The organism is Acinetobacter schindleri CIP 107287, from assembly GCF_000368625.1.
In the GTDB taxonomy this organism is placed as follows: Bacteria; Pseudomonadota; Gammaproteobacteria; order Pseudomonadales; family Moraxellaceae; genus Acinetobacter; species Acinetobacter schindleri.
The window spans coordinates 563,743-585,934 of the sequence record NZ_KB849575.1; the positions used below are offsets into that span (position 1 = coordinate 563,743).

Here is a 22,192-nt window from a genome sequence, read left to right on the forward strand (position 1 = left end):
CAATATCATCAAAGTATGGCACGCAAATCATGAGCAGTTTGTTTGAGCAATGGAAGGATATTTTGTATTAAATAATTGGCATCAATCCGATTGCTTGAGCCTATACAGTTTAGTGCAGCTACAGTATCTCCCTGCATATTTAAAATCGGTACGGCCATCGCAATGATTCCTAATTCATGTTCTTCTGTAGAAATACAGTAATCAAGCTGACCCACTTCCTGCAATATTTTTAAAAATACTTGAGGATCCGTAATCGTGTAAGGAGTGAGTCTTTTCAGGTTGAATTTATCTAGCCATTGCTGTTGGGCTTCAAAACTTAAACGTGAAAGCAATATTTTACCCGTTGATGTTGCATAAGCAGGCAGGCGATTCCCCAGATGTACACCAAGCGGACTAAGTTTGCTGGTATCAATTTGGGGAGCAATACTTTTTGCGACAGGTACGACTTCATGCTCATCCAGCACTGCCACCGAATAGCTTAAAGCAGTTTTTATGCTTAAGAGATTAAGCATGGGCTGGGCAACTTTCGGTAAATATGCAGAACTGAGATAAGCACTGGAAAAGCGTAGCACCTTATAGGTTAGCCAGTAAAAATGTTCATCTGTATCGAGATAACCCAGAAATTTGAGTGTACGGACATAGCGTCGTGCCGCAGTACGGCTTAGTCCGGTACGTTCAGCAATCTGAGTAACATTGAGCTTTTGACGTTCAATACCGAAGCATTCTAGCAAACTTAAACCTTTTGCTAGACCTGCAATGTAATCATCATATTGAATAGACTCATTATTATTCTCACTAAAAATTAAATCCTTGCGCAATTATATATCCCTCATTAGTTATTTTCTTAAATATCTTGTCCGATCATCGGACAAAAATCACCTATTTCGGTACGGATTGAGGCTAAAGTCTAGGCAGAAACATAAAAATTTTTTAGCTTGTAAAAAAGGATGGCTATTAAGGAATTGTCAGCATATGGAAATTTTAAATACTAAAGTCGCAATTATTGGTTCAGGTCCAGCAGGATTATTGCTTGGACAATTACTCTATAAAGCCGGTATTGATCATATTTTAATTGAGCAGCGTAGTGCTGAGTATGTAGCAAGCCGTATCCGTGCTGGTATTCTCGAGCAGGTATCTGTTGACCTTTTGGCTGAAGCCGGTGTAGATGCTCAACTCAGAGAAAAGGGCTTACCACATAACGGTATTGAAATTCTAACCAATGGTGAGAAACACCGTGTGGATCTAACCCAACTCACCGGAGGTAAGCAGGTCACTGTTTATGGTCAAACTGAAGTAACCAAAGACCTGATGCAAGCACGTATTGAAGCGCAATTAATGTCTTTCTACGAAGCAAGTAATGTACAAGTTCATGAATTTTATGGTGAGCAGCCTTCGGTGACATTTGAACATGAAGGCCGTCAGGTCACAGTTCAATGTGATTTTATCGCAGGTTGTGATGGCTACCATGGTGTATGCCGTGCAAGTGTTCCTGAAGATAAAATCAAGACCTTTGAAAAAGTGTACCCATTTGGCTGGTTGGGTGTACTTGCAGATGTACCACCAATAGCAGATGAGTTGATTTATGTACAGTCCGAGCGTGGTTTTGCACTCTGCAGTATGCGTTCAAACACACGCAGCCGTTACTACCTGCAAGTTCCATTAACAGACAAAGTTGAAAACTGGTCAGATGAACAATTCTGGGAAGAACTGAAAAAGCGTCTTGATCCTGAAAGTCGTGAAAAACTGATCACAGGTCCTTCAATTGAAAAGAGTATTGCACCACTGCGTAGTTTTGTAACCGAGCCAATGCGTTTTGGGAAATTGTTCCTGGCAGGGGATGCAGCGCATATTGTTCCGCCAACAGGTGCCAAAGGTCTTAATCTTGCTGCATCAGATATCGCATTCTTGTCTAAAGCCTTGATTGAATACTATGACAATGGTTCAGAAGCCGGCATTGATAGCTATTCGGAAAACTGTTTAAAACGTGTCTGGAAAGCAGAACGTTTTTCTTGGTGGATGACACATTTACTTCATCGTTTTGAAACAGAAACTGAGTTTGAACATAAAATCAAACAAGCAGAATTAAGCTATATTTTAGGTTCAGAAGCAGGTCAGACTACACTGGCTGAAAATTATGTAGGCTTACCGCTACAAAAAGCGAGCTAAGTGCAAATTTAAAGACTTTTGTTATTTAAATCTGCGCTAGATTCAAAACACATCGAGTTCATTTGAGCTCGATGTGTTTTTTTATTTTAGAGAAAAGGTATTCATTTACAACATTCACATTCTATCTAGAAAATGGCTTAAACAAATTGACGGAATTCACGCGCTGTTTGTTGTAGTAAAGGCAAAATATGCTGTTGTAAATATTCTTTACTGGTACGTCCAGTAGGAGATACGATATTTAAAGCAGCAACCACATCGGCACGGTGATTATAAATTGGAACTGCGAGCGCATGAACACCAAGTTCATGCTCTTCTGCTGAATAGCAAAATTCATCAGCACGAATTTGCTGTAATAGAGCTAAAAATGCCTGATTATCTGTATAGGTGTATTTGGTCAGTGATTTTAAAGGATATTGCTCAAGCCATTCTTGCTGTGACTCAGGACCTAAATAACTCAATAAAACTTTTCCTGCTGAAGTAGCATGCGCGGGTAACCGATTACCGAGATGTAAGCCATAAGGATTGACTCGATCAGTTTGTTGATGGGCGGCACTACGCGCGATGGTAATCGCCTCAAAACCATCCAAGACCATCACAGAGTAAATTAATGAAGTTTGCTGGGTCAGTAAATTAAGAAGTGGTTGAGCAATCTTGGGTAACTGTGCTCCACTCAGATAAGCCCCTGAAAATTTAAGTACTTTGGGACTCAAAGAATAAAAATGTCCATCAAAATCTAAATAACCAAGATATTCCAGTGTCAGTAAATGACGACGTGCAGCAGCTCGTGTAAGTCCTGTCTTTTCAGCTGCCATACTAACGTTTAAACGATATCGATCATTGGCAAAGCAATCCAGAATCGCCAGCCCCTTACTTACTCCAGCAATAAAATCCTCATGACGAATTATTTTTTTATTTTCAGGATTCTGGATCAGCTGATCGCGGGCACCGTTATTGATTGTCATGTCAATTCCTTAATCTTCATATATTAATTCACTCACTATTTTTACAGTTGCTTTATTCAATTCTGAGAATTAATAAAATTTTTGTTCGATCATCGTGCAATGATTATGTAAACCGTACAAAACTATTTTTAAACCGTAGTCGAAAGCTTGGAATTTATCAAGAATAGATCACACAGAATCCTAAGGATTTTGGTTGGAATTTGTTCTCCGTCCAGAATGTGTTCAAACCAGAACCTTAGGTTCTCAAAATTTTTGTACTGAGTGGCAATACATGGAGTTATTTGATGATCGATAAAAGTTCTGCCTCACTGGTCGAAGCACTTTCACAAATCAAAGACGGATCTACCATCATGATCGGTGGTTTTGGTACTGCAGGTCAGCCTGCTGAGCTGATTGATGGTTTGATCAAACTTGGTGTGAAAGATCTGGTGATCGTCAATAACAATGCCGGTAATGGCGACTACGGTCTGGCTAAATTACTCAAAGCTGGTGCAGTGCGTAAAATCATCTGCTCATTCCCGCGTCAGTCTGATTCCTGGGTATTTGACGAATTGTACCGTGCAGGAAAAATCGAATTAGAACTGGTTCCTCAAGGTAACCTGGCATGCCGTATTCAGGCTGCAGGTATGGGCTTGGGTCCAATCTACACCCCGACTGGTTTTGGTACATTGCTGGCAGAAGGCAAACCAACCATGAACTATGAAGGCAAAGACTACGTTTTAGAAAACCCAATTAAAGCTGACTTTGCTTTAATCAAAGCACAGCAAGGCGACCGTTGGGGTAACCTGGTTTACCGCAAATCTGCACGTAACTTTGGCCCAATCATGGCGATGGCTGCCGATGTCACGATTGCACAAGTCTCTGAAGTGGTTGAGTTAGGTGCTTTAGATCCTGAACACATCATCACCCCGGGAATTTTTGTACAACATGTTGTACGAGTGAAACCTGCACAGTAATCACGGATTAGGAGAAAAGAAATGAGCTATAGCAAACTGACCCGTGACCAAATTGCTGAACGTGTTGCACAAGACATTCCAGACGGTGCTTATGTCAACCTTGGCATTGGCTTGCCAACCAAAATTTCGAACTACCTGCCTTCAGACAAAGACGTGTTCTTGCACTCTGAAAATGGCTTATTGGCTTTCGGTCCGCCACCTACAAAAGGTGAAGAAGATCCTGAGCTGATCAACGCAGGTAAAGAATATGTGACCTTGCTGGAAGGCGGTGCTTACTTCCATCACGGTGATTCATTCGCGATGATGCGTGGCGGTCACTTAGACATCGCGGTACTGGGTGCATTCCAAGTGGCTGAAAATGGCGACCTGGCTAACTGGCATACTGGCGCACCGGATGCGATTCCTGCGGTAGGTGGTGCAATGGACTTGGCCGTAGGTGCGAAAAAAGTCTTTATTACGACCGATCACGTGACTAAAAAAGGCGAACCGAAGATTGTCGCTGAACTGACTTATCCTGCAACAGGCTTGAAATGTGTAGACCGTATTTATACCGACCTGTGCGTGATTGACGTGACAGATGAAGGCATGAAAGTGATTGAGAAAGTCGAAGGGCTGTCATTTGAAGAATTGCAGTCGATGACGGATGCAAAACTAGTTGATGCGACTCAAAATTAATTTATAAATCCTCCCTAAGTCCCTCCTTTAATAAAGCAGGGACTTCCACCCTTTTTTCTTGAGGGGATTACTCCTCCCTTTAGTAAAGGGAGGTTGGGAGGGATTCAAAGATTTGGAAAGTAAAAATATGAAAAACGCATACATCATTGATGCCATCCGTACCCCATTCGGCCGTTATGCCGGTGGACTGGCAGCTGTCCGTGCAGATGACCTGGGTGCGCTGCCAATTAAAGCATTGATGGAACGTAACCCAAGTGTGAACTGGGAACAGGTCGATGATGTGATCTATGGCTGTGCCAACCAGGCCGGTGAAGACAACCGTAACGTGGGTCGTATGTCGGCTCTCTTAGCCGGTTTACCGTACCAAGTGCCTGCAACGACAATTAACCGTCTATGTGGTTCATCGCTGGATGCGATTGCGATTGCAGCACGTACCATTAAAGCGGGCGAAGCAGAACTGATTATTGCCGGTGGTGTAGAAAGCATGTCGCGTGCTCCATTCGTGATGGGCAAGTCAGAAACGGCTTACGGTCGTAGTCAAAAGATTGAAGACACCACCATGGGCTGGCGTTTCATTAACCCGAAACTGAAAGAAATGTACGGCGTAGAAACCATGCCGCAAACGGCAGAAAATGTCGCTGAACAGTTCGGGATCAACCGTGCCGATCAGGACAAATTTGCCTTGACCAGCCAACAACGTACAGCTGCAGCGCAAGCCAAAGGTTTCTTTGATAAAGAAATCATTCCGGTGGTGATTCCACAACGTAAAGGCAATCCGGTGGTCGTGGATAAAGATGAACATCCACGTGCGTCTACCACTGCAGAAGCGTTGGCAAAACTGAAACCTGTGGTAAAAGCAGACGGTACGGTAACGGCGGGTAATGCATCTGGTATTAACGATGGTGCGGCTGCTCTACTGATTGCTTCTGATGAAGCGGTTGCTCAACACGGCTTAAAACCACGTGCCAAAATTATTGGCTCAACAGTTGTGGGTGTTGAACCACGCATCATGGGCTTTGGTCCAGCACCTGCCATCAAGAAACTATTGGCGCAAACTGGTCTGACTTTAGAGCAGATGGATGTGATTGAGCTGAATGAAGCTTTTGCTGCTCAAGCTTTGGCATGTACACGTGACTTGGGTATAGAGGACGGTTCAGAGAAAGTCAATCCGAACGGTGGTGCAATTGCTTTGGGTCATCCACTCGGTGCATCTGGTGCACGTCTGGTGACGACTGCACTGAACCAGCTGGAACAGACTGGTGGTCAATACGCTCTATGTTCAATGTGTATTGGTGTCGGTCAAGGCATCGCTTTGATTATTGAACATGTATAAATTTAAATACCTTTCATTTTTTGCTTAAAAACAAAACAATGAAAGGTATTTAAAACGAGTTAGAAAAAGGATATTCAAATGAGCCAATTGTACGCAAGTCTATTTTACCAAACTGAGATCACTGCAATATTTAGTGATGAAGGGGTAGTGCGTTATATGTTGCAAGCAGAAGCAGCATTGGCTCAAGCTCAGGCAAAAGTGGGTGTGATTCCTGCTTCAGCGGCAGCAAATATTGTATACGTTGCCCAACAACAGGTGAATGAGATCATTGACTTTACTGCGCTTGCAAGTACATCAGGACTTGCTGGAAACATTGCAATTCCCTTTGTGAAGCAATTGACGGCTGCCGTTAAAAAAGTTGATGAAGATGCTTCACGCTATGTGCATTGGGGGGCGACAAGCCAAGATATTATTGATACGGCCTGTATTTTACAGTGTCGAGATGCCTTAGATATTATCGAAAAACAGTTGACGGTAGCTATTCATGTAACTCAGGTACTTACCGAACAATATCGTGATCAAGTCATGATTGGTCGGACATGGTTACAACAAGGTTTACCAATGACGTTCGGTCATAAAACTGCACGTTGGCTTTCAAGCTTACAGCGGGATTTTGAGCGTGTGCAAGCACTCAAACATGTTGCGCTCACTGCACAATTAGGTGGAGCTGTGGGCACACTTGCGTCACTTATTGATCAAGGCAGTGCAGTTGTAAAGGCGTTTGCAACAGAACTTCAACTCAATGTCCCGGATTGTACTTGGCATGGCGAACGTGATCGTATTGTGGAAATAACCCATGTGCTTGCCATAATTACAGGTAACTTGGGCAAGATGGCACGCGATTGGTCACTGATGATGCAAACCGAAATTGCAGAAGTGTTTGAACCAAGCGGAGTAGGGCGTGGCGGATCATCGACGATGCCACATAAACGTAATCCTGTTGCAGCAGCATCAATTCTGGCAGCAGCCAATCGTGTCCCTGCACTCATGTCGAGTATCTATCAAAGTATGGTTCAGGAACATGAACGTAGTTTGGGGGCCTGGCATGCTGAGTGGCTAGCACTGCCTGAAATCTTCCAATTGTGTGCTGGTAGCCTGCAACGTGCGATAGAAGTTTTTGAGGGCCTGGAAGTACAGAAGGACAATATGTGCCGCAATCTAGAATGTACTCAGGGCTTAATTATGGCAGAAGCCCTCATGATGTCCTTGGCACCAAAGTTAGGCCGACTCAATGCCCATCATGTGGTTGAAGCCGCATGTAAACAGGCAGTTGCTGAACAACGTCACTTATTAGATGTAGCACAAAATCATCCTGAAATTTTAGCTGTATTTAATTCGGAACAATTAAGCCAGATTTTTAATCCACAAAATTATTTAGGTAATACCCAGCAGCAGATCGATGCAGTATTGCAACGTGTTCAAGGAAAATAGTCATCATGACACTTATCAATAATCGTAATGGCCAACAATTGGCAGTTTACACTTTTGGTGATACCGCTCATCCAGCCCTTATTTTTTCGAACTCATTGGGTACAGATCACGGCATGTGGCAGGCTCAAGTCGTTGCATTTGCTCAAGACTACTTTGTGATCTGTTATGACACCCGCGGTCATGGTAAAAGTGCGGTCATTGAAAATATCACGCTGAGCGACTTAGCTAATGATGTCATTGATATTCTTGATCACTTCAAAGTTGAAAAAGCGCATTTTTGTGGTATTTCGATGGGCGGAATCACTGGTCTGCAATTGGGTTTAATCGCGCCACAGCGTTTCCTGAGTATTACCATTGCCAATTCAGCCGCGAAGATTGGACAAGCTGAAGCATGGTTATCACGTGCAGATGCGGTCGAAGAACAGGGATTGGCCGATATTGTCAGCACAACACACACCCGGTGGTTCAGCAACAAATTTGATTATATCCACGATCGCCTTGCACAGCAGACCATTCAAAGTTTGTCGGTGACACCGCCGAAAGGCTATGCAGCATCGTGTCGTGCACTCGCTCAAGCTGACTTACGTGAACGGATTGCAATGATTCAAGTCCCTTGTCTGGCGCTATGCGGTGGACTTGATCCTGTGACAACGGTGGCAGATGGCGAATTTATGCAAGCGCATATACCGAACTGTGAGATTGCGGTGCTAGATGCTTCACATTTATCAAATATTGAGGTTCCACAAGAATTTAACCAAGTCTTTGCAGAATTTATTGCAAAGCACTGATTTCAATTAAAGATCATCATGGAATGAAGGTGTTCCTCAGACATCTTCAATCCGCCTTATAAACTTGAAAGAGTGTATTTATCATGAATGATGAAGAACGTTACAAACAGGGAATAGAAGTACGCACTGAAGTGTTAGGTGAAGCACACGTCGGACGCTCTTTGGAAAATTTAAATGACTTTAATGAAGACTTCCAAAACTTCATCAGTCGTTTTGCCTGGGGAGAAGTATGGTCACGTCCAGGTTTACCACGTCATACCCGTAGTCTGGTAACTATCGGTATTTTGCTCGCATTGGGTCGTGAAGCTGAGTTACGTATGCATATTCGTGCATGTTTTAACAATGGTGTTACCAAAGATGAGCTTAAAGAACTGTTTTTACATGCTTCTTTATATGCAGGTTTACCTGCTGCAAACGCTGCAATGCACATGGCAGAGGAAGTTTTTGTAGAACTTGGTATTGCACCGACCAAACTTAAATGACGGACGATTTTTTAGAATTGAACAAGGAGAGATTCATGATTCAGAATCAACTAGGCGCTTATGCGCAACGTAATACGGAAGATCATCCACCGGCCTACGCACCGGGTTATAAAACCAGTGTGCTGCGTTCGCCGAAAAATGCACTCATTTCAATTGCGCAAACCCTGACTGAAGTAACGGCACCACATTTCACTTCAGAACTTTTAGGGCCTAAAGACAATGACTTGATTTTGAACTATGCCAAAGATGGTTTACCTGTTGGTGAACGTGTCATTATTCATGGTTACTTGCGTGACCAATTTGGTCGCCCGGTTAAAAATGCCCTGATTGAAGTCTGGCAGGCAAATGCCTCTGGTCGTTATCGTCATCCAAATGATCAATATATTGGTGCAATGGACCCTAACTTTGGTGGTTGTGGTCGTATGCTGACGGATGAAAATGGTTTTTTTATTTTCCGCACCATTAAACCGGGTCCATATCCTTGGCGTAACCGTATCAATGAATGGCGTCCTGCACATATTCATTTCTCGGTCATGGCAGATGGCTGGGCACAACGTCTCATTTCGCAATTTTATTTTGAAGGCGATACTTTAATTGACAGCTGCCCAATTCTAAAAACGGTTCCTTCAGAGCAGCAACGCCGTGCTTTGATTGCCTTGGAGGACAAGAGTAATTTCATTGAGGCTGACAGCCGTTGTTATCGCTTTGACATTACTTTACGTGGTCGCCGCGGAACTTATTTTGAAAATGAATTAACGTGATAAGGAGCATCATGATGAACGGTTGGAATTTTCAGGAATTACATGAAACACCATCTCAAACAGGTGGTCCATACGTCCATATTGGCCTGATGCCCAATCAGGCAGGCATTGAAGTATTTGAGCATAGTTTTAATAATCAATTGGTTAAAGCTGAAACTCAAGGTGAACGTATTCGCCTTGAAGGTCAGGTATTTGATGGCCTCGGTCTACCTTTACGTGATGTATTGGTTGAAATCTGGCAGGCAGATGCAAATGGCGTCTATCCAAGTAAGGCAGATATTCAAGGTAAACAGGCTGATCCACATTTCTTTGGCTGGGGCCGTGCAGCTGCAAACTTTGAAACGGGGTTATGGAGCTTTGATACGATTAAGCCAGGCGCTGTACCGGGGCGTAAAGGTACCCGTCAGGCACCGCATATTGCTTTAGTCATTTTTGCACGTGGTATTAACTTAGGTTTACATACCCGTATTTACTTTGATGATGAGGCAGAAGCCAATGCTAAAGATCCATTGCTGAATGGAATCGAATGGGCGCCACGTCGTCAGACTTTAATTGCTAAACGTGAAGAACGTGATAGTGAAGTGGTTTATCGTTTTGATGTACGTATCCAGGGTGATAATGAAACGGTATTCCTAGATATCTAAGCATGCGATAAAAAGCGTTAAAATGACAAAAGGTCAGCATTTGCTGACCTTTTAGCGAGAGATATTTCAAGATAAATAACTTATGAAATGTCAACAGACCCTATTTAAATCATAAGGTTGATAGTTATTTTTGAATATATTTTTCTATAAAAAATTCATTAATATCATTAATTTCACAATTTAAAATATTTAAGATCCGAATTAAATGCTCTTGATCTTCGTCAGAAAGTACCTCTAAAATTTTTTCTTCTCGCTCTTTGGCTACTTGATACATTTTTTCATACATGATTAAACCAGCAGATGTGAGCGTATTTTTTTTCACACGAGAATCTTTTTTATCTACTGTCATTTTAATATAACCACGTTCTTGGAGTTTTGCTAAAGAGCGACTCACAGCGCTCTTATCCAGTCCAATAACATGACAAATTCTACTTGCAGGAATATTCTCTTCAACCGCTAAAAGAGAAAGAATGCGCCAATCCGTGACTCCCATATCAAATAAAAAAGCATACAATTGTGATGCACCATTCGACATCTTATTTGAAAAAAAGTTAATTAAAGCAGGAATATATCGATCTAATTGAAGTTTAAGTGAAGTGTTCATACAGCGTGTATCAAAAAGTCTTTTAAGCACTTTAACATGGTTTATTGATATATTGTTGTTATATCAACTAATTGGTTGACATGACAACTGATTTGACCTATTTTTATTCATGTAGACCTTATTCTGTATTTATAAAGCTCGTATTTTTAAATCAGGATAATTGTGATTAAGGAAAGCATCAGAATCATTACAAAAAGGATGTAGTGCTATGAATAGTGGTCGTCAAATTAAGCTTGTAGATCAAGAAGTCTCAACAAGAAGTCCTTTCCCAAAAGATCAGTGGTATATCATCGCACTCTCTAAAGAGCTACGAGATAATTTACTTGGACGTAAAGTTTTAAATATTCCAATGGTTATCTTTAGAGATAATGAGGGCAAAGCTATTGCACTAGAAGATCGCTGCTGCCATAGGGGGATGCCGTTATCCCAAGGACTTTTGGAGCAGGGGAAAATTCGCTGTAGCTACCATGGATTGCTATATGATGAAAATGGACAGTGTGTAGAGGTTCCAGGGCAAAATAGAATCTCTTCAAAAGCGAAAATCAAATCATTTTATCTTGAAGAAAAACAAGGTTTGATTTGGTTGTGGTATGGAAAAGCAGAAAGAGTACCTCTCATAGGAGCACCAGATTACCCATATCATGATGATCCAGAATACTTATATGATGGAGACCGATATCATTATCAGGCACCTTACCAGCTCATTCATGATAATTTAATGGACTTAAGCCATTTAGCCTATGTTCATTTAAAAACTATTGGTGGTAATGCAAAAGCTCATATGAATGCGACCATGAAAACCAAAGTGATAGGTAATCAAGTCATAGTCACACGGCATATGCTCGAATCGGACCCACCGCCAACCTACAGTATGGCTTATCCGTTTAAAAATAAAATAGACCGTTGGCAAGAAATTGATTTTAGAGTTTCTCATATCCGTATTTGGACAGGAGCCATAGAAGCAGGTGATGACTCCCTGGAGAATCCAGATCGCAAAGGATTTCATATGAGAGGTTTTCATGCAATTACGCCTGAAACAGAGAATTCTTGTCATTATTTTTGGACTATGTCGACTAACCCTAAACATGACCGCGAACATATTGCAAAGCTAGTCATTGATCAGACAAAACAGACTTTTGATGAAGATAAAGAAGTGATAGAAAACCAGTACAAGAACCTAGAAGAGTTTAATCATCCAGAGATGATCGGTATACATATTGATGTGGGTTTGACCCATGCCCGACGAATCATTCAGTCTTTAATTTAAACGTTAAAATAATAAGCTTAATCTATTTATGCTAATTGCAACAGTAGGTTATTTAGTTTCTAGCCTGCTGTTGCAAATAAGCAACTAACCATTTGAATTAGATAAAATAGCTATGGTGATCAGCTAAATTTAAGGGTTAATTTAAGAAAGAATAATAAAAGAGGCACTGGTTTTCGCAACCAGTTTATTATGTTGCCATGCTTCACTTTCGATACTTAGAATTGTTTTTCCTTCTTTAATAAACCACGCTTTTGCCTGTACTTCACCGACTTCACATGGTCGAAAAAAATCCATCGATAAATTAATCGTCGCGGCAGGTTTTGAAGTCTGATTTAGTGCTGCCAAAATCCCCATAGCATCATCAAGCATAGCGCAAATCATACCGCCTTCGATGCTACCGCGCGGATTGGTAAAGCTCTCGAGCGCAATGTAGTTCACGGTAAGTTGACGTCTTTCAGCATCCCATTGAATATTATGTCCCCCCAATAAATGATGAATTGGTGGGAGATGTTCCAGAATCTTGTTTTCCATAGTGATGAATCCTTCAATCTTTACAAATACTTATTTTTTCTCATACTTTTATTTTAAGGTAAATGCATCATAAATCACCGCCTTACCTAAACGCATTGCACTGCCTACAGCTACGGTTTGGTTTAACCAGGCATATTGGGGTGCACTGGTCTCGAATTGCATAGTCAACTTGAAATAATACTGACTTGGATCGACATCTTTACCTGTACTTAACTGTTTCAAAATTTCAGGTGAAGCATGTCGGTAACCTTTAGTCTGTAAATAAATCAATGCGCCGTCATCAGTTTTCAAAAGATATCGTGTATCGATAATCGCTAGGCCTTTGCTATCTACGATTTGCCAGTCTGCGCCATTGTTGAGAATACGTCCTCTAAATGAAGGACCTTCAAAAGTGCCGCCAGTAATCGGAATAATCCGTCTTTGTCCCATATCTGCCGTTTTGCCTAACTCCCAAACTGGAGCATTTAATTCAACCTTGAAAGTGGCCAAGGGTTCAAGTTTAAGTGGTGGAGGCGAAAACTGTGTATCTGCATAACTGAGTACAGATAGATTTAGGCCGATCCAAATGCCAAATAAATATTTCATTTATCATCCTTTAAAATAAAAAAGACCCTAAAAACTAGAGCCTTTGAAGGTATTATTTAAATTTCCATGTGTAATCAATATTGATACGGGTTTCATTAGCCGGTTTAATATTGGCAGTAATCGGCATATCATTATCATAAATTGCATAACGTGCACGTAGCCCAAGGTTTTTCAGTGGGCCATTTTGCACGGTATAACCTATGTCAAAGTCGAGTTCATCTTCCTCAAAATCGGTGCCTCCGAGTTGCGGCGCATAAATATTGCTACCATGGGTATAACGAGTCATAAAACGTAAACCCGGAACATAATCTTTAAAGTCATATTCATAACGGGCACTATAAACACGTTCTTTGGCATTTAAGAATTCGCCGGTCCATGTATCGATGGTTAAGCCTGTTTCACCGCCAGTTAGATAAGGAAAGGCCGTGTCACCTAGATGATGGAAAGTCGAAAGAATAAATTTATGGTTTTGATGCTTTAGCTCTGAGTGGCTATGGATTAGATTGTTATCTACTTTACCTGCTTTGGCAGCACCATCAGCATCACTCATATAATAACGTAGCTGGCTGGTCAGTGCGGTATCGTCATTAAAGGCATGCTTGTAGGTGACGCCCAATAATGATTGATGATACAGATCTTCGACATCCATATGGAAGGCTGTCAGTTTTAGTGGATAATTGTTGAGATCATAATGGCCACCAAGATAGTACAAATGATCTGTTTCAACCGATCTATAACGGCCGTTTACCCCAGAGATTTTAATGTTTTCATAATTGGTCGAATCACGGTGATTGACCTTGTCAATATAGGATGCTTGTAAATCGAGACCCTGCACATCTTTAGACTGAACTGCAACCCCGCGATAGCTTTGAGGTAACAGGCGCGCAGGGGAACCGACAAGTACTGGTGTCATCGGTTGTAATGTACCGATGCGGACTTCAGTTTGAGCAACTTTGGCTTTAGCCGTAATCCCAATTTCCCCATATTGATCTGCTGGCTCATTGGTTCTGGCATTACGTGGCAGGTTTCCTGTACCACCATACTTTGCATCAGCATCCAGCTTAAACCCTGCGGTGGCTAAAATGTCGATACCAAATCCAATAAGGCCTTCGGTATAACCTGACTGGGCTTTTAAAATGAAGCCTTGGCTCCAGTCCCGGAGTGCCGGATAGCGGTTTTCAACCTGGAAATCGCGATCAAAGTAGAAGTTGCGAGCCGTTAAATCCACTTTACTTTGCTCAATAAAACTATTGGCAAAAGCAGGTGTAGTTAAAAGTAAAAACGGTGTGATCCATAAATTTTTCATCATTATTTCATCCTGAAACATTATTGAAAATATTGTTTTAAGTCATGCGTGTTTTATTTCCCCAAGAGTTCGCGTGCTACGATCTCCTTCATAATTTCATTGGTTCCCCCATAAATTTTTTGCACACGCGCATCGACGAAGAAGCGCGAAATTGGATATTCCTGCATATAGCCGTAGCCCCCAAACAGTTGCAGGAGCTGGTCAATGACTTCACATTGGGTGTCAGTAATAAAACATTTCAATGCGGCCACTTCAGTCACACTTAGAGCATTTCGGCTATATAGGTCTTTACAACGTTCTACAAATGCTTCAGCTGCAAGTGCTTTAATTTGCGCTTGCGCAAGCACAAAACGTGTATTCTGGAATTGCGATAAAGCTTGACCAAAGGCTTTACGTTCAAGTACATACTCTTTGGTAATGTCGATAGCACATTGGATTGCCCCAAGTGCCATGAGTGAAATACTGAGGCGTTCACGTGGGAGTTCTAGCATCAGATAGCTAAAACCATGACCCTCTTGACCCAAAAGTTGACTTTTAGGTACATGAACTTGGTCGAAAAACAGTTCAGCAGTGTCTTGGGCATGTAGTCCAATTTTTTTCAGGCCACGTCCTTTTTTCACTCCATCTAAATGAGCATCAACGAGTAAAATGGAGATGCCTTTGGCTCGTGCTTGCGGGTCAGTTTTTGCAACCAGTACGATTAAGTCGGCATGATGTCCGTTGGAAATAAAGGTTTTGGAACCGTCTACCACATAATGATCACCATCTAAAATGGCTTGGGTGCGAATCGCTTGCAAATCTGAACCAGCATTGGCTTCCGTCATTGCGATCGCGGTGACCACCTCACCCGAGACCATCTTGGGTAACCAATATTTTTTTTGTTCTTCGCTACCAATATTTTGGATATAAGGGGAGACAAGTTCACTTTGCCCTCCAATACCGACTGCCAAGGCAGTAAAACCAGCTTTGGCTGTTTCCTGGACCAACATTTGTGAATAGTGAATCGGTGCACCAAAGCCCCCGTACTCTTCAGGGACATCAACACATAAAAAACCATTGTCCCCAAGCTTGTGCCATAGTTCACGAGGGATTAAGCCTTGCTCTTCCCAAGTTTCATAAAATGGTGCAACGTGTTCTGCTAAAAAACGTTGATAATTATCACGAAATAGCTCGAAATCACTATCTTTTTGCATAGAATTATCCTTAATTTGGATGCAACTGCCCAAGCAGCGCTATAAAAAGCGCTGCTAAACTCAGGGTAAGGGCTTATTGTTTAAGGGTTGGAATACGAATAATCAGTGGATTATTGACATGTTTCTCATAGAGTTCCTGCACCATGGCAGCACGACGTTTTAAAATGCCACTCTGATTTAAGTTACCTTTATCAGTGGTTTCTCCGGCATCCAGCTGTGGAGCTTCTGTCATTAAATACAGCATTGATACGGTATTTGAACTGCCAGTAGCATCTTTATTGAAGTCCACCAGAAATTGTTTAAACCATTGCTGCACTTTAGGGTGGCTCAACACTTCTTGGGCCGTCGTGTGTTTAAGATCTAAACCTGCATATTCAGCACAAGCTGAAAGTTTCGGGAAAATCAGAAAACCAATCGCATTCAGGTTAGAACCGGTAATGCAGACATCTTGAATAAGCAGATTGCCATTAATCAGGACTTTATTCCGTAAGGTGCCCACATTAACAAAGGTGCCAGTATTGAGTTTAAAGTCTTCGGCAATACGTCCGTCATACATAAGGCCTTGGCTTGGGTCGTTTGGATCAACAAGTTTTACAGCATCGCCGGTACGGTAAAACCCTTCTTCATCGAAAATACCAGCTTGTTGTTCTTGAGGCAGACGCCAATAATGTTTCATGACATTTTTGCCACGAACACAAAATTCAAGTTTATCGCCACATGGTGCCAGTTTGACTTCACAGCCCGGCGCTGGATAGCCAATAAAGCCTGCCATGACTTTAGGACCTGTAGTAAATACACAAGATGGCGCGGTTTCTGTCATGCCTAAGCCACTCATAATACGGATGCGTTCACCGCAATGGGCTTGTGCAATCTGATCTAGACGGTTCCAACCTGCTTCAGATAGCGCAGCCCCAGCAAAAAACAACACTTTGACACGGCTAAAGAATTTTTCACGGAGTTCAGCATCCTGTTCAAGTGCTACCGTGATTTCTTCCCAACCCTTCGGTACATTTAAATATACCGTTGGTGCAATTTCTTTCAGGTTACGAATAGTTTCTTCCATTTTCCCCGGCACCGGTTTGCCATCATCAATATAAATCGTGCCGCCATTGTAAAGTGCGATTCCGACATTATGGCTCCCCCCGAAGGTATGATGCCATGCCAACCAATCGACCAAAATCGGTGGTGTATCTTCAAATTCTGGGAAAGTTTGCAGCAACATTTGCTGATTGGTGCAGAGCATCAAATGTGTGGTCGGCACTGCCTTTGGCATTTTGGTTGAACCAGAGGTAAATAAAAATTTGGCAATTTGATGTTCATCAATCGTGGCATAGTGAGCCTTGATATCATTGATTTCAGAATCAAGCAGTGTTGCAAAGGAAGTACATGCTTGATTACCACACTGACCAGATGAAGTGACTACTTCAATATCATCAGCATTACGGCAGTGCTCAATGGCAGTCGCAAAAGCATCCCCATCATTGGCAAAAACTAAACCAGGTGTAAGAGCATCAAAGATATGTTTGAGTTTGCCAAAATCTTTGGAAATTAAAGAATAAGCTGGGGAAACCGCGGAAAAAGGAATCCCTGCAAGCATTGCCCCCATGGATAGGGTGAGATGCTCCAAATCGTTACCAGATAAAATGACGATAGGACGTTCAGTCGATAAATGTGAATATTGTTTTAAACTTTGTGCAATACGCCATGCACGATTTGCTGTTTCGGCATATGTCAGTTCAATCCATTGACCTGAACTATCACGTTTAGCAGCGAAGACACGGTTTGGGTATGTTTCTGCGTACTGTAATAAACGATCGGTCAATTTTTGCGGATAAGGCTTAAGTTGTTCTTTGGGAGAAATGTATAAGACGTCATTCTTATATTCAACATGTGTTTCATGACTACCTAATTTAACAAAACGTTCAGGATATTTATGCGATTGAACTGTCACGCGTGCCATTGTTATTACTCCATGTATTTTTATCTATTCTTTTCCCATGAAAAGAGTTGACCTCATGTCAACTCTTTGTATTTTCGTTAGATCGGGTAGTGACGTGGGCTGGTTTGTATAGTCACCCAACGTAATTCGGTAAATTCAGCAACAGAGACTTTACTGCCAAATCGTCCATAACCACTTTGTTTTACACCACCAAACGGCATTTGTGCTTCATCGTGTACAGTCGCGCCATTGATGTGGCAGATACCGGATTCAATCCGTTTTGCTACGGCAAGCGCCTGTGCTAAATCTTGGCTAAACACAGCTGCAGATAAACCAAATTCAGAATCATTTGCCAATTCTACGGCGTCATCAACTGTTTTAAAGCGTTGTACTGTGCAGACAGGGCCGAACGATTCTTCGGCATAAATCTGCATCTCTTTAGTGACATCGACCACGATCGTAGGTTGCATGATAGCACCGTCAATGTCCAAATCGAGTGGTAAATTTGCACCTTTTTCACGTGCATCTTCAATTAGCTTTTCAATACGTGCAGCTGCTTTTAAGCTTTCCAACACACCAAGAGGAGCATCACTCTCAAGTGGATTGCCAGCGCGAATAGTTTTGACTTTCGCCACGAGTTTTTCGATAAAGATATCTGCAATTTTTTCATCTACAAGGACGCGTTCTGTGGACATGCAGATTTGACCCTGGTTAAAGAAAGCACCGAAGGTTACGGCATTAACAGCTTCATCTAGGTCAGCCTGATCAAGCACAATTACAGGTGCTTTTCCACCAAGTTCGAGCAGGACCGGTTTTAAATATTTTGCTGCTGTTTCAGCAATAATCCGGCCCACATGGGTTGAACCGGTAAAATTAATACGCTTGGTTAGTGGGTGGCTAATTAAGCGTTCCACAATTTGAGGGGCATCTTGGGCCGCATGAGTGATGACATTGACTACCCCATCTCCAATCCCTGCTTCATGTAACACTTCACCAATCAGACGATGTGTTGCAGGGCATGCTTCAGATGCTTTAAGGACCACAGTGTTACCACAGGCAAGAGGCATAGCTAATGCACGTGTGGCAAGAATCACAGGGGCGTTCCATGGTGCCATCCCGACGATAACACCACAGGGTACGCGAATGCCCATCGCCATGTTGCCCGGTACATCTGATGGAATAATACTGCCATCAATTTGTGTGGTCATAGCTGCAGCTTCGCGTAGCATATTGGCTGCAAGGTGAACATTAAAACCATACCACGTTGCAGTTGAACCTATTTCATGAATCGCAGTCTGAATAAATTGTTCAGTTTTTTGATCCATCAGGTCGGCCGCTTTAAGCAGTTTTAAACGACGGTCTGTTGGAGAAAGGGCAGACCATGATTTAAATGCCTCGTGTGCGGATTCAATCGCACGATCAACATCCGATAAAGTTGCAGCAGCACTAATTGAAGCAACTGAGCCATCGATCGGACTGATTCTTTCAAAAGTTTGTCCTGAACTTGCTGCAACGGATTGACCGTGAATAAGTAACTGTACGTTTTGCATGGCGAATGTTTCCTTACATGTCCATCATGACGAATGTGAATTGATACTGCTTAAGCAGGGCGTTTGTAAGCTTGAAGACCTGGCTTAATTGACTTGTCATCAAGGAATTGCTTCAGACCTTGTTCACGACCACCTTCATCATCACGATGATTACATTGATCCAGTTTTGCATATAAGTAATCTTCGTTTTGTTCCCAAGTTAGTTCACGGCAACGTTTGAAACCATTTTTCGCAGTACGCAGTACAACTGGATTTTTCTCAAGTAAGTTGTTGGCAAGTTCAGTTACTTCAGCACGAAGTTGAGCAAGTGGAACACTTTTATTGACTAAGCCCATATTGGCAGCTTCAACACCTGAGAAGGTCTTGCCAGTCATGATGTAGTACATCGCAGTACGGTGGCCAACTGTATCCGCCATTGCTTTGCTTACAAGGTTACCTGGTGGGATGCCCCAGTTAATTTCAGATAAACCAAAAGTAGCTTCGTCTGCAGCAATGGCAAGATCACAGGCAACCAGAGGAGAGAAGCCACCACCAAAACACCAACCGTTTACCATCGCAATTGTTGGTTTTGAATAGAAACGAAGTAAATGCCATTGCCAGCGAGATGCATCACGGCGAATACGTTCTTGGAAGATCTCCGGTTGGTTATCAACTTCGCGGAAATATTCTTTCAAATCCATACCCGCTGTCCATGAATCACCAGCGCCAGTCAAAACAAGTACTTTCGCTGCAGGGTCAAGTTCTAAGGTTTCAAGTACATCTATCATTTCTTTATTGAGTGTTGGACTCATTGCATTTTTCTTTTCTGGGCGATTTAAAGTAACCCATGCAATACCTGCATCAACTTGTACATCAACGGTTTCCCAGCGGTTTTGATAAGACATGTGTTGCTCCTTAATGTTCGTTTTATGTCCTGATAGGATTTAATTTAATATCAGTTAAACTTACATTCAAGTCTTATTTTGCATTTTTTAAAAATAATTTATAAGCCTATGTAATTTAATAAAATAAATATTTTAATTGTAAAAATATAAAAATACATATTGATTAAATTGTAAGTTTAGGTGATATTTTTTGAATTGCTTAGGACGGAAAGCAATACATGGGAAGTGTATGAATTAAAAAATTCTAAAAGGACAATAACGAATGGAAAATAGTGTAAGTAGCAAAGGTAAAGCTATGCTTACACTCGTATTGTGTTTTGCAATTGCAGTGTTTGAAGGTTTTGATCTTCAATCGATGGGCGTTGCAGCACCACGGATGCGAGCGGAGTTTGGCTTGGACAATGCCCAAATGGCATGGGCATTTAGTGCAGCAATTTTGGGAACCTTACCAGGCGCAATCATTGGTGGACGGTTTGCAGACAAAATCGGGCGTAAAGCAGTTTTGTTAACAAGTATTTTAGTTTTTGGTGTTATGTCGGTGTTAACCGCCTATGCAGCAGACTATACCTTGTTACTGATTATTCGTTTCTTGACCGGTCTTGGGATGGGCGGTGCATTGCCAATGATGATTATTATGGCATCGGAAGCTGTGTCGGAGAAACATAAAGGGATTGCTGTCAGTATTATGTACAGTGGTATTCCATTTGGCGGTATGTTGACCTCATTTGTCGCGATGGCACTTGCAGGTGATGCGCAGTGGCGGCATATCTTCTATGTCGGTGGTTTTGCCCCGATTTTATTAATTCCTTTATTAATTAAATTCTTACCTGAATCGAAAGACTATTTGACAGCAGCGCAGCAAAAAACTTCGACACCATTCTTTGAAGTGCTGTTTGCCAAAGAACGTCGTTTCTCTACCATTCAGATCTGGGTCAGTTTCTTCTTTACCCTTGTGGTGCTGTATTTCCTGCTCAACTGGTTACCTCTGTTAATGGGTGCACAAGGCCTAGGTAAGACGGAAGCAAACTATGTTCAGATTGGCTATAATATTGGCGGTATATTTGGTTCGATTTTAATGGGCGTCTTGCTAGATAAAATTCGAATGAGTACTACGGTCAAACTGATTTACATTGGTATCCTAGTCTCGCTGTGTTGTCTGGCTATTTCACCAACCGTGGCATTACTTGTATTATCTGCTGTCGGATGTGGTCTATTTATTGTCGGTGGTCAGTCTGCACTGTATGGTCTTGCAGCCATGTTCTACCCAACTGAAATGCGTGGAACAGGGGTTGGTGCAGCAGTTGCAGTTGGTCGAATTGGTTCTTTTGCCGGGCCTCTTTTCGCAGGTATGCTGTTATCGCTCGGTTCAAGTTCAGCGATGGTCATTGGTGCAAGTATTCCACTGATTTTAATGGCAATGATCGCAGCGTTACTTTTGGTCCGTAAATCAAAAGTTTCACGGCAGGTCCCTGTATTAAATACATCAACTCAAACTCAGTAATGTGATGACTTAAGTATGGCCAAATTGGCCATACTTTTTAATGGTTAGAATTTAAGGTTGAATTAAGTATTATGGAACATCAGTTAAATCAACTGCCAACCCTGAGCTATATGATAGCTCGTGTTGATCGTATTATCAGTAAATTACTGAATGAACGCCTAAAGCCTTTAGATATTACTTTGCCTCAGTTCACGGCATTGTCAGTACTCGCAGCAAAAGGAAATCTCTCCAATGCCAAACTGGCGGAGCGTTCTTTTATCAAACCCCAATCGACTAATAAAATTCTACAGGATTTATTAAGTAGCGGCTGGATTAGTAAGGAATCGGATCCCTCTCATGGTCGTCGTATTCTTGTCAATGTCACTCAAGCAGGGTTAAATAAATTAAGTGAGTGTCGGGCAGTCGTTCAGGAACTGGAACAAACGATGCTAAAAGGCGTGGATATTAATCTGGCCTTTTTGATCAGGAATAATCTTGAAATCATGGCCATTAATTTACAGCATTTTCAGGAAGGATAATTTTCTATATCATCAGGTCGGATTTGAGTTCGTCTAGCTACTTTTCAATGTCTATTCTTGAGGAAGCAATAACTTAATAAGCTGAATAGGATCTTCATGACTTCTGTTGAATTATT

22 protein-coding genes are annotated in these 22,192 nt (G+C 41.9%); 12 read left to right on the top strand and 10 right to left on the bottom strand.

The window, feature by feature from the left end:
• Nucleotides 1-8: 8 nt before the first annotated feature.
• Nucleotides 9-818, bottom strand: coding sequence for an IclR family transcriptional regulator domain-containing protein (locus F955_RS05870; RefSeq protein ID WP_004892333.1), 810 nt, complete (start codon nt 816-818; stop codon nt 9-11).
• A 154-nt stretch (nt 819-972) separates the two neighbouring features.
• Here F955_RS05870 and pobA point away from each other — a divergent pair, with 154 nt between their 5' ends.
• A complete protein-coding gene (gene pobA, locus F955_RS05875; protein WP_004892334.1) occupies nt 973-2,166 on the top strand; it encodes a 4-hydroxybenzoate 3-monooxygenase in 1,194 nt (397 codons plus the stop codon).
• Between the two features lie 137 nt (nt 2,167-2,303).
• On the opposite strand, the gene pcaU is transcribed toward pobA, so the two are convergent.
• Nucleotides 2,304-3,128 (bottom strand): IclR family transcriptional regulator PcaU, encoded by an 825-nt coding sequence (pcaU, locus tag F955_RS05880; protein WP_004892336.1) that lies wholly within the window; start codon nt 3,126-3,128, stop codon nt 2,304-2,306.
• 284 nt (nt 3,129-3,412) lie between these two features.
• On the opposite strand from pcaU, the gene F955_RS05885 reads away from it, so the two are divergent.
• The 8 genes from F955_RS05885 to pcaG all read left to right on the top strand — a co-directional run bounded on the left by F955_RS05885 (nt 3,413) and on the right by pcaG (nt 10,198).
• Nucleotides 3,413-4,084, top strand: coding sequence for a 3-oxoacid CoA-transferase subunit A (locus F955_RS05885; protein WP_004892338.1), 672 nt, complete (start codon nt 3,413-3,415; stop codon nt 4,082-4,084).
• Between the two features lie 21 nt (nt 4,085-4,105).
• Nucleotides 4,106-4,759: a 3-oxoacid CoA-transferase subunit B gene (locus F955_RS05890; RefSeq protein ID WP_004892341.1), complete on the top strand. Its 654-nt coding sequence runs from the start codon at nt 4,106-4,108 to the stop codon at nt 4,757-4,759.
• 127 nt (nt 4,760-4,886) lie between these two features.
• Nucleotides 4,887-6,092 carry a 3-oxoadipyl-CoA thiolase gene (pcaF, locus tag F955_RS05895; protein WP_004892345.1) on the top strand — a complete coding sequence of 402 codons (1,206 nt, stop codon included), beginning with the start codon at nt 4,887-4,889 and terminating at the stop codon, nt 6,090-6,092.
• 78 nt (nt 6,093-6,170) lie between these two features.
• Nucleotides 6,171-7,523, top strand: coding sequence for a 3-carboxy-cis,cis-muconate cycloisomerase (locus F955_RS05900; RefSeq protein ID WP_004892348.1), 1,353 nt, complete (start codon nt 6,171-6,173; stop codon nt 7,521-7,523).
• 5 nt (nt 7,524-7,528) lie between these two features.
• The gene (locus F955_RS05905; protein WP_004892350.1) at nt 7,529-8,311 is read left to right on the top strand and encodes an alpha/beta fold hydrolase; all 783 of its coding nucleotides are present in this window, start codon (nt 7,529-7,531) and stop codon (nt 8,309-8,311) included.
• A gap of 83 nt (nt 8,312-8,394) precedes the next feature.
• Nucleotides 8,395-8,793 carry a 4-carboxymuconolactone decarboxylase gene (gene pcaC / locus F955_RS05910; RefSeq protein WP_004892353.1) on the top strand — a complete coding sequence of 133 codons (399 nt, stop codon included), beginning with the start codon at nt 8,395-8,397 and terminating at the stop codon, nt 8,791-8,793.
• A 35-nt stretch (nt 8,794-8,828) separates the two neighbouring features.
• Nucleotides 8,829-9,554 carry a protocatechuate 3,4-dioxygenase subunit beta gene (gene pcaH, locus F955_RS05915; protein WP_004892356.1) on the top strand — a complete coding sequence of 242 codons (726 nt, stop codon included), beginning with the start codon at nt 8,829-8,831 and terminating at the stop codon, nt 9,552-9,554.
• A gap of 14 nt (nt 9,555-9,568) precedes the next feature.
• The gene (gene pcaG, locus F955_RS05920; protein WP_004892358.1) at nt 9,569-10,198 is read left to right on the top strand and encodes a protocatechuate 3,4-dioxygenase subunit alpha; all 630 of its coding nucleotides are present in this window, start codon (nt 9,569-9,571) and stop codon (nt 10,196-10,198) included.
• Nucleotides 10,199-10,322: 124 nt separating this feature from the next.
• Here the strand turns inward: pcaG and F955_RS05925 are convergent, their stop codons facing one another.
• A complete protein-coding gene (locus F955_RS05925; protein WP_004892361.1) occupies nt 10,323-10,802 on the bottom strand; it encodes a MarR family winged helix-turn-helix transcriptional regulator in 480 nt (159 codons plus the stop codon).
• A gap of 208 nt (nt 10,803-11,010) precedes the next feature.
• Here F955_RS05925 and F955_RS05930 point away from each other — a divergent pair, with 208 nt between their 5' ends.
• Nucleotides 11,011-12,069 (top strand): aromatic ring-hydroxylating oxygenase subunit alpha, encoded by a 1,059-nt coding sequence (locus tag F955_RS05930; RefSeq protein WP_004892365.1) that lies wholly within the window; start codon nt 11,011-11,013, stop codon nt 12,067-12,069.
• A gap of 141 nt (nt 12,070-12,210) precedes the next feature.
• On the opposite strand, the gene F955_RS05935 is transcribed toward F955_RS05930, so the two are convergent.
• The 7 genes from F955_RS05935 to F955_RS05965 all read right to left on the bottom strand — a co-directional run bounded on the left by F955_RS05935 (nt 12,211) and on the right by F955_RS05965 (nt 20,057).
• On the bottom strand, nt 12,211-12,600 hold the full coding sequence (locus F955_RS05935) for a PaaI family thioesterase (protein WP_004892368.1): 390 nt from the start codon (nt 12,598-12,600) through the stop codon (nt 12,211-12,213).
• A 48-nt stretch (nt 12,601-12,648) separates the two neighbouring features.
• On the bottom strand, nt 12,649-13,185 hold the full coding sequence (locus F955_RS05940) for a DUF3237 domain-containing protein (RefSeq protein ID WP_004892370.1): 537 nt from the start codon (nt 13,183-13,185) through the stop codon (nt 12,649-12,651).
• Nucleotides 13,186-13,237: 52 nt separating this feature from the next.
• Nucleotides 13,238-14,491 (bottom strand): OprD family porin, encoded by a 1,254-nt coding sequence (locus F955_RS05945; protein WP_026056771.1) that lies wholly within the window; start codon nt 14,489-14,491, stop codon nt 13,238-13,240.
• Between the two features lie 53 nt (nt 14,492-14,544).
• Nucleotides 14,545-15,684, bottom strand: a complete 1,140-nt coding sequence (locus F955_RS05950) for an acyl-CoA dehydrogenase family protein (RefSeq protein ID WP_004892376.1) — start codon at nt 15,682-15,684, stop codon at nt 14,545-14,547.
• Nucleotides 15,685-15,757: 73 nt separating this feature from the next.
• Nucleotides 15,758-17,644, bottom strand: coding sequence for a feruloyl-CoA synthase (locus tag F955_RS05955; RefSeq protein WP_004892377.1), 1,887 nt, complete (start codon nt 17,642-17,644; stop codon nt 15,758-15,760).
• Between the two features lie 77 nt (nt 17,645-17,721).
• A complete protein-coding gene (locus tag F955_RS05960; protein WP_004892380.1) occupies nt 17,722-19,173 on the bottom strand; it encodes an aldehyde dehydrogenase in 1,452 nt (483 codons plus the stop codon).
• 50 nt (nt 19,174-19,223) lie between these two features.
• A complete protein-coding gene (locus F955_RS05965; RefSeq protein WP_004892382.1) occupies nt 19,224-20,057 on the bottom strand; it encodes a p-hydroxycinnamoyl CoA hydratase/lyase in 834 nt (277 codons plus the stop codon).
• A 262-nt stretch (nt 20,058-20,319) separates the two neighbouring features.
• Between F955_RS05965 and mhpT the strand changes: the two genes are divergently transcribed.
• Entirely contained in the window at nt 20,320-21,558 is a 1,239-nt protein-coding gene (gene mhpT, locus F955_RS05970; protein ID WP_004892385.1) for a 3-(3-hydroxy-phenyl)propionate transporter MhpT, read from the top strand.
• Between the two features lie 71 nt (nt 21,559-21,629).
• Entirely contained in the window at nt 21,630-22,076 is a 447-nt protein-coding gene (locus tag F955_RS05975; protein ID WP_004892388.1) for a MarR family winged helix-turn-helix transcriptional regulator, read from the top strand.
• Nucleotides 22,077-22,192: the final 116 nt, after the last annotated feature.